11 protein-coding genes are annotated in these 11,905 nt (G+C 59.9%); 5 read left to right on the forward strand and 6 right to left on the reverse strand.

The features are described from left to right. Nucleotides 1–192: 192 nt before the first annotated feature. Nucleotides 193–1,113, forward strand: coding sequence for a LysR substrate-binding domain-containing protein (locus EAH78_RS22500; protein WP_140669572.1), 921 nt, complete (start codon nucleotides 193–195; stop codon nucleotides 1,111–1,113). A 188-nt stretch (nucleotides 1,114–1,301) separates the two neighbouring features. Here the strand turns inward: EAH78_RS22500 and hrpB are convergent, their stop codons facing one another. From hrpB to EAH78_RS22515, 3 genes are all read right to left on the reverse strand, one after another. After that, entirely contained in the window at nucleotides 1,302–3,818 is a 2,517-nt protein-coding gene (gene hrpB / locus EAH78_RS22505) for an ATP-dependent helicase HrpB (protein ID WP_140669492.1), read from the reverse strand. Nucleotides 3,819–3,888: 70 nt separating this feature from the next. After that, on the reverse strand, nucleotides 3,889–4,641 hold the full coding sequence (locus tag EAH78_RS22510) for a nucleotidyl transferase AbiEii/AbiGii toxin family protein (RefSeq protein WP_140669493.1): 753 nt from the start codon (nucleotides 4,639–4,641) through the stop codon (nucleotides 3,889–3,891). Then, the gene (locus tag EAH78_RS22515) at nucleotides 4,635–5,636 is read right to left on the reverse strand and encodes a hypothetical protein (RefSeq protein ID WP_140669494.1); all 1,002 of its coding nucleotides are present in this window, start codon (nucleotides 5,634–5,636) and stop codon (nucleotides 4,635–4,637) included. The genes EAH78_RS22510 and EAH78_RS22515 overlap by 7 nt, the downstream gene beginning before the upstream one ends. A gap of 263 nt (nucleotides 5,637–5,899) precedes the next feature. Between EAH78_RS22515 and EAH78_RS22520 the strand changes: the two genes are divergently transcribed. Both EAH78_RS22520 and EAH78_RS22525 read left to right on the forward strand, forming a co-directional pair. After that, the gene (locus tag EAH78_RS22520) at nucleotides 5,900–6,319 is read left to right on the forward strand and encodes a polyribonucleotide nucleotidyltransferase (protein WP_140669495.1); all 420 of its coding nucleotides are present in this window, start codon (nucleotides 5,900–5,902) and stop codon (nucleotides 6,317–6,319) included. 29 nt (nucleotides 6,320–6,348) lie between these two features. Further along, the gene (locus tag EAH78_RS22525) at nucleotides 6,349–7,254 is read left to right on the forward strand and encodes a cation diffusion facilitator family transporter (RefSeq protein WP_140669496.1); all 906 of its coding nucleotides are present in this window, start codon (nucleotides 6,349–6,351) and stop codon (nucleotides 7,252–7,254) included. Here the strand turns inward: EAH78_RS22525 and EAH78_RS22530 are convergent. Further along, entirely contained in the window at nucleotides 7,239–8,303 is a 1,065-nt protein-coding gene (locus EAH78_RS22530; RefSeq protein ID WP_140669497.1) for a DUF6515 family protein, read from the reverse strand. The two genes, EAH78_RS22525 and EAH78_RS22530, sit on opposite strands and share 16 nt — an antisense overlap. 435 nt (nucleotides 8,304–8,738) lie before the next feature. Between EAH78_RS22530 and EAH78_RS22535 the strand changes: the two genes are divergently transcribed. Both EAH78_RS22535 and EAH78_RS22540 read left to right on the forward strand, forming a co-directional pair. Next, on the forward strand, nucleotides 8,739–9,218 hold the full coding sequence (locus tag EAH78_RS22535; RefSeq protein WP_007894448.1) for an Lrp/AsnC family transcriptional regulator: 480 nt from the start codon (nucleotides 8,739–8,741) through the stop codon (nucleotides 9,216–9,218). Between the two features lie 219 nt (nucleotides 9,219–9,437). Beyond that, nucleotides 9,438–9,647, forward strand: a complete 210-nt coding sequence (locus EAH78_RS22540) for a DUF2788 domain-containing protein (protein WP_027924271.1) — start codon at nucleotides 9,438–9,440, stop codon at nucleotides 9,645–9,647. Here EAH78_RS22540 and EAH78_RS22545 read toward each other — a convergent pair. Together EAH78_RS22545 and amn are read right to left on the reverse strand one after the other, a co-directional pair. Next, the gene (locus EAH78_RS22545) at nucleotides 9,642–10,283 is read right to left on the reverse strand and encodes a pseudouridine synthase (RefSeq protein WP_140669498.1); all 642 of its coding nucleotides are present in this window, start codon (nucleotides 10,281–10,283) and stop codon (nucleotides 9,642–9,644) included. The two genes, EAH78_RS22540 and EAH78_RS22545, sit on opposite strands and share 6 nt — an antisense overlap. A 71-nt stretch (nucleotides 10,284–10,354) precedes the next feature. Further along, nucleotides 10,355–11,854, reverse strand: coding sequence for an AMP nucleosidase (amn, locus tag EAH78_RS22550; RefSeq protein WP_193560094.1), 1,500 nt, complete (start codon nucleotides 11,852–11,854; stop codon nucleotides 10,355–10,357). Nucleotides 11,855–11,905: the final 51 nt, after the last annotated feature.

Consider the following 11,905-nt stretch of genomic DNA (forward strand, 5'->3'; position numbering starts at 1 on the left):
GATGGTGGCCCACGCCCGTGTCCAGGAAAAATAGTAAAAATGTTTTCGCAGACCATGAAAAAACTGGGCAGCCAACCTCCCCCGTGGCGCGGTATGTGGTTATTGTTCAAGCACAACAACACCGTCGTCAGAACGGACGCCGTCGGCGCGAAATTTGCCTGGATGCCTGGATCATCCACCCCGAGGTTTGCCGTGGCTGCCTACAACTTGCGTCAACTGAAATACTTCATCACCACCGTCGAATGCGGCAGCGTCGCCGAGGCCTCGCGCAAGCTGTACATCGCCCAGCCGGCGATCTCCACGGCGATCAAAGGCCTGGAAGACAGCTTCGGCGTGCAACTGCTGATCCGTCATCACGCCCAGGGGGTGTCCTTGACGCCAAGCGGCGCGCGCTTCTACCGCAAGGCCCAGGAATTGCTGCGAATGGCCAAGGAGTTCGAACAGAACGCCCTGGCCGACAATGACGTGGTCTGCGGACAGATCGACATCGGCTGTTTTGAAACGGTCGCGCCGCTGTACCTGCCGCAATTGATTGCCGGGTTCTCGGCGCTGTATCCGGGGGTGAAAATCCGCATCCGCGACGGCGAGCAGCAAGAGCTGGTGCAAGGCCTGACGTCGGGCACCTTCGACCTGGCGATCCTGTATGAACACGACCTCGACGCCACCATCCAGACCGAACCGCTGATGCCGGCACAGCGACCTTATGCGTTGCTGCCGGCGGACCATCGCTTTGCCCAGCTCAAGCAGGTGTCGCTGCGCGATCTGTGCCTGGAGCCAATGATCCTGCTGGACGTGCAACCGAGCCGGACGTACTTCGTCAGCCTGTTCGAGGAATTGAACCTGTCGCCGAACATTGCCTTCAGCTCACCGTCCATCGAGATGGTCCGTGGCATGGTCGGGCAAGGGTTCGGCTTCTCGATCCTGGTCACGCGACCGCATTCGGAGTGCACCTACGACGGGCAGAAAGTGGTGTGCGTGGACATTGTCGAAGACGTCACCGGATCAGGACTGGTGGCCGCGTGGCTCAAGCGCGGGCAGTTGACCAAGCCGGCGCAGTTGTTTGCGGATTATTGCCGGGAGCAGTTAACTGCCAAGGCTGCGACAAGCGTTTGAGTCTGATGCCCCCTGTGGCGAGGGGGCTTGCCCCCGTTCGACTGCGCAGCAGTCGCAAAACCTTTGCATGCGGTGTACCTGACACACCTCTGTTGCAGGCATTGGGGCGGCTACGCCACCCAACGGGGGCAAGCCCCCTCGCCACAGGTAAACCTCTTCACCACAAGATTTGTGTTTAGTCTTGGGGATTATTTGCGGGGTTTGATCCGCGCAGTCGCTTCGGCCACCAACGGATCATCCGGCCAGTAGTGCTTCGGATACCGCCCCTTCAAATCCTTCTTCACCTCGGCATACGTGCTGCGCCAGAAATTCGCCAGGTCTTGGGTCACCTGCACCGGCCGCCGTGCCGGGGACAGCAAATGCAGTTTGACCACCTGCCGGCCCCCGGCAATCCGTGGGGTTTCGGCCAAGCCGAACAACTCTTGTAGTCGCACCGCCAGAATCGGCGGCTGTTCGCTGTAATCCAGACGAATCGACGACCCCGACGGCACGCTCAGATGATGCGGCGCCAGTTCATCGAGCCGTTGCGGCAGCGGCCACGGCAGCAGGTTATGAACGATGCTCGACAGGTCCAGGTTGGCAAAGTGGCTGAGCCGCGAGACCTTGCCCAGATACGGCATCAGCCAGATTTCGAGGCTTTTGAGTAGCGCGGCATCACTGACATCCGGCCACTCACTTTCGCCCTTGCCGGCCATATCCAACTGACGCAACAAGGCCACTCGCGCTTGCCACTGTCGCAGTTCCGGGGTCCACGGCAACAGCTCCAGACCTTTTCGCCGGACCAAATTGACCAAGGCCTGGCTGCGCGCGGTTTCATCGAGACCGGTCAACGGTTCGCGGCTGAGGATCAGTTCACCGACCTTGCGCTGACGCTCGGCGCGCAACACACCTTCACGCTCATCCCAATCCAGTTGATCGACGACGCGCACTTGCTCGGCGAGCACCGAGTCGAACAGCGCCGGATCGAAATCCGCCGCCAGGTAGATTCGTTCCTCGCGCTGACCCTGTCGACTGCCGAGATCGACGATCACCAGCCAGGCCTGTTTCATCAGACTGTCGGCTTCGGCGAACAGCGCGGCGCGGCCGTTGGCCAAGCGGTATTCCGCGCCACCGGCACGGCGCTGTTGGGCAACGCGGTCGGGATAGGCCAACGCCAGCAGTGCGCCGAGCCAGCGCGGGTGATCCGGATCGCTGACCGGCTCCGAGGCTTTACCGCGCAGATAACCACGATATTGCCGCGCCAGTTGCCGGGCACGCTGAACGCCACCCTGAGCCCCTCGCGCGGCGCGTTCTTCGCCGGACAACAACACCAAGCGGCTGTGCAGATCGGCGCCAGCGCCGCGCAAGATATCGCGTTCACCGAGTAACGCCGCGACATCGCAGGCCATGTCGGCCAAACCGAGCGCCTGACCGCGCAACAACAAATGCGCGATACGCGGGTGCGCCGGCAGTTCGGCCATGGCCTGACCGTGACGGGTCAGCGCTTCGCCCTCCAACGCGCCCAGTCGATCCAGCAAATCCTGAGCCTGGGCATAAGCGGCGGCGGGAGGGACATCCAGCCAGACCAACTGACCCGGCGTCACGCCCCAGCGACCGAGTTGCAACGCCAGGCCGGCGAGGTCCGCCGAGAGTATTTCTGCGCTGGCATAAGCCGCCAATTGTTCGTGCTGATCCTGTGACCACAAGCGATAACACACACCCGGTTCCAAACGCCCCGCCCGGCCCGCGCGCTGCGTGGCGCTGGCCTTGGAGATGCGTTGGGTGTCGAGGCGGGTCATGCCGCTGCCGGGGTCGAAACGCGGCACCCGCGCCAACCCGGCGTCAATCACCACGCGCACGCCGTCGATGGTCAGGCTGGTCTCGGCGATGTTGGTTGCCAGCACCACTTTGCGCTGGCCGGCCGGCGCCGGATCAATTGCCGCGCGTTGGGCATTCAGGTCCAGCTCACCGTGCAGCGGGCAAAGCAGCACCTGCGGGCTATCGCACAAGGCGTCGGCCAATTGTTGATGCACACGCCGGATTTCCGCTTGTCCCGGCAGGAATACCAGGATGCTGCCGCTTTCATCATTCAAGGCTTCGAGGATGGTTTGCACCAGACGCGGCTCGATGAATTCACCCGGCTGGAACGGCCGTCCCCAGCGCATCGCCACCGGGTACATGCGGCCTTCGCTGCGCAGGATGGGCGCATCGTCGAGCAACCCGGCCAGGCGCTCGCCCTCCAGGGTTGCCGACATCAGCAGAATTTTCAGCGGTTGATCGTCGCGAAACAGCTCCCGGCCATTCAGGCTCAGGGCCAACGCCAGGTCGGCGTCGAGGCTGCGCTCGTGGAATTCATCGAAGATCAGCAGGCCAACGCCTTCCAGCGCCGGATCATCCTGCAAACGACGGGTAAGGATGCCTTCGGTGACCACTTCGATACGGGTCTTGGGGCCGACTTTGCTGTCGAGACGAATGCGATAGCCAACCGTTTCGCCAACCTTCTCACCCAATTCACTGGCCAACCGCTCCGCCGCCGCCCGCGCAGCCAACCGGCGCGGCTCAAGCATCAGAATGGTCTGCCCGGCCAGCCAGGCCTCGTTGAGCAGGGCCAATGGCACACGGGTGGTCTTACCGGCGCCGGGCGGTGCTTCGAGCACGGCTTCGTGGCGTGTCGCCAAGGCTTCACGCAGCGCGGGTAAAACTTCATCAATCGGCAAAGAAATCATGCTGGCTCCCAGGCAAGCCGGGAAGTATAACGGCGAAGCACCTGGCTCAATGCAACCGGACGTTCAGAATCTAGATTTTGAATGCTATGCGGATGCGTTCCGCTACTTCAGCGATGGTAACTCCACGTAACCCGATGGCCTTCATGTCGACATCCAGCGAAGGCATGACTTCCAGAAACCTTCGCAAATCTTCTGCAATGCTCGTTGGCAGATCAAATGCTGGTTCCTCGGAAAGAAGACGGGACAAAACAACAACATCCTTCAGATGCTTATTGCTCTTGCGGCCAGCGTTCGGTTCCTGGCACTCAGGATGAGTGAGGTTGGTCCATGCCTGTGCTTTAAGCGGAATTAATCGATCGACACCAATGCAGGACAGGTCCTCTGTGTCGTTGCGACCCTCGACGATGAAATCGTAATAAGTATCGTCCAGCAGAATCGCAGACAAATCTGACACCTCTGCGCCTACGGGGATCGGAGTCAGATGAGCACCTTCGGGCAGCGATAAGCCTTGAGGAGCCCGAGAGAATAACTCCAACAGTGCCGGGTAGCTGTCATCGACGGGATTGCCAAATCTGTAGCGCCTCGTCGGTCCATCAAGTTCGTGACGCTCGGTGTAACCTCCGCGCTTTACGAACTCCCAGAACTCGCTACCGAACACGTCATCCAGCGCTTCGATGATCAGGACAATGTCCAAATCGCGGGTAGCCCTGAAGGGTATACCTGCTTCTTCAAGCGTCAGGCTCGCAGCAACGCCGCCAATAAGCACGTATCGATCCGCATGGCCGGCGAAGGCTGCGCGAAAGGTATCCAGTCCTTTTACCATTCAATTTTCTCCATCATTTCATCGAGGCTGATCTGGACTCTGTCATCAACGTCGTCCTTTAAGCTGAGGTAGAGAGAAAGCGGGTCGACGCCTTCTCTCAACGCTGGAAGACCGTTGTTGCCGCCGATATGATCAGGGGAGTAACTCCAGATCTCGACCTCAAAAACCGGCTCGTCAAATTGACCGACTTCCTTGCAGCCAGAGCGTTGGACTTCCTGATCCCATTCGTCTTTGGAGAACGCGATTACGGGGATCAAGGGTTCCGCGAGCATCGATACTTTGCTGAGGGCAGACTGTCCAGCTGCTCGCTGTAACAAGGGATGGCGGTCGGCGTACACCACGCGTTTGACCGGGTTTTGCAACGCCGACAGCGCTTTTTCCCACGTGGCTTCTGGCGTCGCTACAAATCGCCAACGAGGTGATTTTTCATTCGAGGCCGGCTCTATCAATCCGAACGATTCAAACTCCTTCATCGCCCTGGACATCGTCATCTTGGAATACAACGCTCCATCCGCCAGGTCCACACCTCGAAAAGTAAAATCCTTGCCCCATCCACGAACAATGGCGGCGATAAGCAATGCCTGGCTTGCAGGCCCCATAACTGCTTTCTGGACATGCCTGCCGCGAAAGTACTCGCGTAAATCCATTCCAAGCTGTGGCGCGAAGAGTTGATTGCCGGGCACCACGAACTGAATCCCCGCCTCGATGAGGCGTTTGCGCTCGTAGGATTTGAGGGCGTCGGTGGTATAGAGGATCGGGTGATCCACCATCGGTTTCAAAACATCGAGGTGCTTGCGAATCTTCGCGACGTTTTCAAAGGGTTCGTGAGCAAGCAGTAAAAGGCACTGGCAGCCAAAGAGCGTCACGGTGTCGAAGGTGTATTCATCCAGGAGAAAAAAGGGCAAACCCTTGGACTTCGCCCAGCGCCTGATCTCGGGTTTCGCCCCGAAAACCGATTCGAAGTAATCTTGAATGTCTTGTCTGTTAGTATTCACATCGGCGCCCAATAACACGATTAACGCACAGTAACGCACATAATGTTACCGTGCAATAATCACGTTACACGACGTGGATTCCGGCATGGTTTCAGCCGCGTTTCTTCACGTGTCGTCAACGCTTCACGCTGATCTGGTAAAACAACATCAATCTACTAGCCCCCGAACAGAGGGCCGGGTATAACGGCGAACTGCCAGGCGTTCGTCAGGGTCCTAATTCATACCGACGCCTTTTCGTTTTGAAATTACCCAGGAGATTTCATATGCGTGTTCCCTTTCGCCTGATTGGCGGTGTATTGGTCGCAACCCTGCTGACCCAGGTTAGCGCTTGCGGCTCGATTTTCTACCCCGACCGCCGTGGGCAAATCGACGGCAAGATCGACCCCGCCATCGCCGCGCTGGATGCCGTGGGCCTGTTGTTCTACATCATCCCCGGCCTGATCGCGTTTGCGGTCGACTTCGCCACCGGCGCGATTTACTTCGAGCCAGGCAAGACTGCCCAGGTAGACCCGGAAAAACTCAAGGAAGCGATCGGTGCCGACGGCAAAGTCGATAACCACAAGTTGCAGACTATTCTCGAAACAGAGCTGGGCCGCAGCTTCCCGCTGGACGACCCGCGCCTGATCCAACACAAAGGCAGCACCCAGCAACTGGCCCTGCTCGGCCTGCAGCCCGCCGCGTAATCGGTGCACCCAAAGGAAAAGCTGCCCCTATGACTTCCAGCTCCGAACACGCCCGCCTGCTGCGGCTGGCGACCCGTGCCTCGGTGGCGGTGGCGTGTACGCTGATCGTCGCCAAAGCCATCGCCTGGTGGTTGAGCGGCTCGGTGAGCATGCTCGCCGGGTTGACCGACTCGGCGCTCGACGGCGTCACGTCGCTGCTCAACCTGCTGGCGGTGCATTACGCCTTGCGCCCGGCCGATGACGACCATCGTTACGGGCATGGCAAGGCCGAGTCGCTGGCGGGCATGGCTCAGGCGTTGTTCATTGGCGGCAGTGCAGCGTTGATTGCCATGCAGGCGATTGACCGGCTGCGACATCCGGAACCGGTGGGGGCGCCGTGGATCAGCATCGGCGTGATCGTGTTTTCCCTGGTGCTGACGCTGGCGTTGCTGATGTTGCAACATCGCGTCGTCAAAGCCACCGGCTCCAACGCGGTGCGCGCGGACTCGCTGCATTACCGCTCGGACCTGCTGCTCAACGGCAGCATTCTGGTGGCGCTGGTGCTGGCCGGGTTTGGCTGGCATCAGGTCGACCCGTGGTTCGGCCTGGGGATTGCCGCGTACATTCTCTGGAGCGCGATTCAGATCGCCCGGGAAAGCTTCACGGTGCTGATGGACGAGGAACTGCCGACGGATGTCAGTCAGCACATGCTTGAACTGGCCTGCAGCGTGCCGGGTGTTCTGGGGGCGCATGATTTGCGCACGCGGATTTCCGGTAACCAGTGGTTCGTGCAGCTGCACCTGGAATTGCCGGGGGATCTGACGTTGTCAGTCGCCCACGGCATCAGCGATCAAGCCGCCGATGCCATCCACGCCGCGTACCCGCGAGCCGAAGTGCTGGTGCACGCCGACCCGCAGGAAGTGGTGAAAGCCGCCACGGCTCAGAACTTGACCTGATAACCGCGACTGCCCAGGCAATTGCCTTGGGCCTGACGGTAGGCTTGCACCACCGAAGGGTCAGGTTGGTAAGTGTCGGCGCGTGGATCAAAACCGCTCTGCTGCACCGCGTATTGATAGCACTCGTAACCGTCCTGACTGACCTGTTCCGGCGACTGGCCGTTGGCCGGGTACGCCTCGACGTCATAGCCATTGCTGGACGATTGCGGCAGCGGTTGTCCCGGCGGTTCGACCACGACGTAATCCTGACTGTTCTCTTGATAGGCGTAATACGAGCCGGCGGCGAGGAACAGCAATGACCCGCCAATCCACACTTCCTGGGCGTAATCGGGCAAGTAGCTGACGCGAATCCCGCGCGGCGGCTGCACCACCACGTAACGCGGGCCTTGCGGGCGATACCAGTAGCCGCCGGAATAGAAATAATCCCGGCCGCCGTAAGGCACGCGGTAATCGCGATCCGGGAAGCGATCGATCACCTGACCAGGCCGATACTGCGGACCGGGTCCCCAACCGTTGCCGTGACCATTCGGGCGACCGGCCCAGTAATGATCATTGGGCCGTGCACCCATGCCGCCGGTTTGCCACTGCTGGTTGTACCCGTTGTTGCGCGGATTGTCCTGATAGTAGCCACGCTGCGGCTGCTGGGTCTGGCGCACAGTATCGGGCCGGCCCTGGATCGGCAGGTCGTTGGCGGGTAATTGCGGTGGTGGTGGCGGCGAGCGAACCGGATTGTTGTAGTCGTGCTGTGGCCGTGGCTGGTTCTGGTTCTGCCATTGGCCGTTGTTTTGGTTTTGGCCGTTATGTTCGAACTGGCGGCTGTTTTCGCCACGAATGATCTCGTTGTTCTGCGGGCGCGGCTGATTATTCTGCTGATCGCTCTGCGGACGTTGCTGATTGTTGCCATGCCCCTGACCGTTGCCCTGATGGCCATTCGACCCCTGCTGCCCGCCATCGTTTCCACGGTTTTGCTGATCATCGGCCAGCGATTGCGCAGCGACACTGACACACAGCAAACCAACACCGGCCAAACGCCAGATGCGCGACTTCATGCTTTTCCTCACTGCGGGTTAGGGCCTGTACGTAAGACTGGAAAAGCACAGGCCGGTTCTGCAACAGGTTATCAGTCGCGAAACTTATTTATTGAGGGCAGAACAGAAATCGCACGCAAAAGAAAAGGGAGACCCGTCGGCCTCCCTTTGAGAACTTCGTCCGTGCTCGACGCTTATGACGCCGGCTCACCTCACGCCGTCTTCTGGACAGTGTGTAGCTCGGGGGCCGGCACATCCCCGGTGGGGGTGGCGGCCGCGACTGGCCTGATTGGGCGAGTCGCTGTGGACTGTTTGTCCGAGCAGTGATTCTGGTGATAAGAATAGGCCTGGGGCGTCGGCAGAGGATTGCGAAGATTGCTCAAATAAACATAACTTGCGCAATTTTTAACCCTGGATAGATAATCTGCCGCAATAGTTACGACAAAGGCCTGATTGATGAGCAAACTCGACCGATACGACTTGAGCATTTTGGCGGAATTGCAGCGTGACGCGCGCATCTCCAACCAGGAACTGGCCGAACGCATTGGCCTGTCGCCTTCGCCATGCTCGCGCCGGGTCAAGCAGCTGGAAGACGACGGTTACATCACCCGTCAGGTCGCCCTGCTCGACCGCAAAATGCTCGGTTTGAGCCTGACGGCCTACGTGCTGATCGGCATGGACCGACACACACCCGAGCGGTTCGAGAACTTTGAAGCGGCGATTCGTACCTTGCCACAGGTGCTGGAATGCAGCCTGGTGACGGGGATGGATGCGGATTATCAGTTGAAGGTGGTGGTGCCGGACATGGATCACTACCAGAAATTGCTGCTGGGGCATTTGACCCGAATTGAAGGGGTGACGAGTGTGCGGTCGAGTTTTGTGTTGAATCAGGTGCTCAATAGTACTGAGTTACCGCTGACTCATCTGCGCAGCTGATTGTGGCGAGGGGGCTTGCCCCCGTTCGGCTGCGCAGCGGTCGTAAAACCAGAATATGCACTGCATCAGGTAAAACTCAGTGGTTGCTTTAGGGGCTGCTTCGCAACCCTACGAGGGCAAGCCCCCTCGCCACAATCCGACGCAGGTCAATGCTGCGCCAACCAAGCATGGCGTATACTCGTCGCGCCCTTTTAGCCGCGCCTGCGCTGGAGATGTTCGATGGATCCTGCAGTATTTGAAGAGTGGATGATGACTGGCCTGGTCAGCATCCTGATCATTTTCATGGGTTTCATCGTCTGGGATCTGGCGAAGAAGTCCAAGGCCGGGCGCTTTGGCTCGATGATTCTGTTCTTTGTGCTGGGTCTGGGCGTGGCCGCGTTCGTGATCAAAAGCGTGGTGATCGGCCTGATCGAATCCGGCACGTTATAAACGCGCCGGTACTTCCTTCCACTGGCCCTGATCGAGCCCTTCGATCGTCCAGTCGCCGATTCTGACCCGCACCAGACGCAATGTCGGCAAGCCGACCGCCGCCGTCATGCGCCGCACCTGACGGTTTCGCCCCTCGCGAATCACCAACTCCAGCCAACTCGTGGGTACGCTTTTGCGAAAGCGTACCGGCGGATTGCGTGGCCACAGCTGCGGTTCTTCAAGCTGTCGCGCCTCGGCTGGCAGCGTCATGCCGTCGTTCAGTTCAACGCCATCACGTAACCGCTGCAATTGCTCGGCACTCGGTTCGCCTTCCACCTGCACCCAATAAGTCTTGGCCAGTTTGTGTTTCGGGTCGGCGATCCGCGCCTGAAGCTGGCCGTCGTTGGTCAACAGCAGCAAGCCTTCGCTGTCGCGGTCCAGCCGTCCTGCCGGGTAGATTCCGGGAATCTCGATGTAGTCCTTGAGCGTCGCCCGCCCTTCGCCGTCGCTGAACTGGGTCAGGACGTCGAACGGTTTATTGAACAGGATCAACTTCGGCTCGGCCGGCGGCGCCTTGGCGACACGGCGCAGGGCTGAGGGGGATGGCGCAGGCTTCGCGCCAGGGCGGCGAGAAACGGGACGTGGTGGACGAGACATGGGAAAAGGAACATCTAACGGTCAGGGCTGCTAATGCTAGTGCCCTGACCGCCAAATGACCATGACAACCGTTAGCGGAACGGCGGCTCGTCGAAGCTGCGCAGTTTGCGCGAGTGCAGCGAGTTGAGTTCGGTGCGTAACAGATCCACCGCCTCGATACCGATCTTCAAGTGCTGGCTGACCGCGCGTTCATAGAAGGCGTTGGCCGAGCCCGGCAGCTTGATTTCGCTGTGCAACGGTTTGTCCGAAACACACAGCAACGTGCCGTAAGGCACCCGCAAACGATAGCCCTGGGCGGCGATGGTGCCGCTTTCCATGTCCACTGCAACGGCGCGAGACAGGTTGATCAACGGACGCTCCTGCGCCCAGCGTAGTTCCCAGTTACGGTCGTCATACGTCAGTACCGTACCGGTGCGCAGGCGTTTTTTCAGCTCGTCGCCTTTTTCGCCGGTGATGTTGGCCGCCGCTTGCTGCAACGCCATCTGCACTTCAGCCAGGGCCGGAATCGGAATGTTCGGCGGCACGACCCGGTCGAGAATCCCGTCGCGGCGCATGTAAGCGTGCGCCAGCACGTAGTCGCCAATGGTCTGCGACTGACGCAAGCCACCGCAATGGCCGATCATCAGCCAGCAATGCGGACGCAACACCGCCAGGTGGTCGGTGATGTTCTTGGCGTTGGACGGACCGACGCCGATGTTCACCAGCGTCACGCCGTGGCCATCGCTGGCGATCAGGTGATAGGCCGGCATCTGGTAACGGTGCCAGACCACACCCGCCGCAATCGCCGAGGCTTCGCCATGGTCCATGCTTTTTTCGATGATGACGTTGCCCGGCAAGACCATGCGCACAAAACGCGGGTCGCTGCGCAATTGCTCCAAACCATGGACGATGAACTGGTCAACGTAGCGGTGGTAGTTGGTCAGCAGGATCCACGGCTGTACATGACGCCAGTCGCTGCCGGTGTAATGCACCAGTCGGCGCAGGGAAAAGTCCACCCGCGCGGCGTCGAACAGTGCCAACGGCAGCGGGTCGGTGTTTTCCCAATCGTACAAGCCATCGGCGATGCCATCGGTGGCGGCCGACAAATCGGTGCTCGGGAACACCCGCGCCAGCACGGCAGCGGTCACGCCGGAGCCGGCCAGTTCATCGCCCTGCTCGACCACGTACGGATAAGGAATGTTCTGCTGGCTGATGCCGACTTCGACGGTCACGGTGAAGTCGTGCATCAATGGCACGAGTTGTTCCAGCAGGTATTTACGGAAAGCGGCTGGATGGGTGACGGTGACGCTGTAGGTCCCCGGCAGCTGAACCTTGGCGTAGGCACGCGTGGTCTGCGGGACTTCGCCCTGGCAGTGATAGGTCAGACGCAGTTCGGGATATCGAAACATCGCACGCTGCTCGGCGTCCGGCTCGACACGATCCTTGAGGTAACGCTTGAGCGCCTGATTCAGCGCGGTGGTTGCACGATTGTGCAAGAGCGCAAGCCGGTCCACGGCTTGCTCGGCGGTTTGAACGACAATAAAAGCTTCGGTCACGATCAGCATCCTGTGTTCTGACTTGCAGACCTTCATCTTGCCTGCATCGTCGCTTCACGGGAACAGTGGTGGCTACACAAATGCCAA

This window comes from Pseudomonas arsenicoxydans (genome assembly GCF_006438915.1).
Taxonomy (GTDB): Bacteria; Pseudomonadota; Gammaproteobacteria; order Pseudomonadales; family Pseudomonadaceae; genus Aquipseudomonas; species Aquipseudomonas arsenicoxydans_A.

Bases quoted from the DNA above. Each gene is read 5' to 3' on its own strand.
- hrpB (WP_140669492.1), bottom strand. From the start codon at position 3,818: ATGATTTCTTTGCCGATTGATGAAGTTTTACCCGCGCTGCGTGAAGCC.
- EAH78_RS22510 (WP_140669493.1), bottom strand. From the start codon at position 4,641: ATGGTAAAAGGACTGGATACCTTTCGCGCAGCCTTCGCCGGCCATGCG.
- EAH78_RS22520 (WP_140669495.1), top strand. From the start codon at position 5,900: ATGCGTGTTCCCTTTCGCCTGATTGGCGGTGTATTGGTCGCAACCCTG.
- EAH78_RS22525 (WP_140669496.1), top strand. From the start codon at position 6,349: ATGACTTCCAGCTCCGAACACGCCCGCCTGCTGCGGCTGGCGACCCGT.
- EAH78_RS22530 (WP_140669497.1), bottom strand. From the start codon at position 8,303: ATGAAGTCGCGCATCTGGCGTTTGGCCGGTGTTGGTTTGCTGTGTGTC.
- EAH78_RS22535 (WP_007894448.1), top strand. From the start codon at position 8,739: ATGAGCAAACTCGACCGATACGACTTGAGCATTTTGGCGGAATTGCAG.
- EAH78_RS22540 (WP_027924271.1), top strand. From the start codon at position 9,438: ATGGATCCTGCAGTATTTGAAGAGTGGATGATGACTGGCCTGGTCAGC.
- EAH78_RS22545 (WP_140669498.1), bottom strand. From the start codon at position 10,283: ATGTCTCGTCCACCACGTCCCGTTTCTCGCCGCCCTGGCGCGAAGCCT.
- amn (WP_193560094.1), bottom strand. From the start codon at position 11,854: ATGAAGGTCTGCAAGTCAGAACACAGGATGCTGATCGTGACCGAAGCT.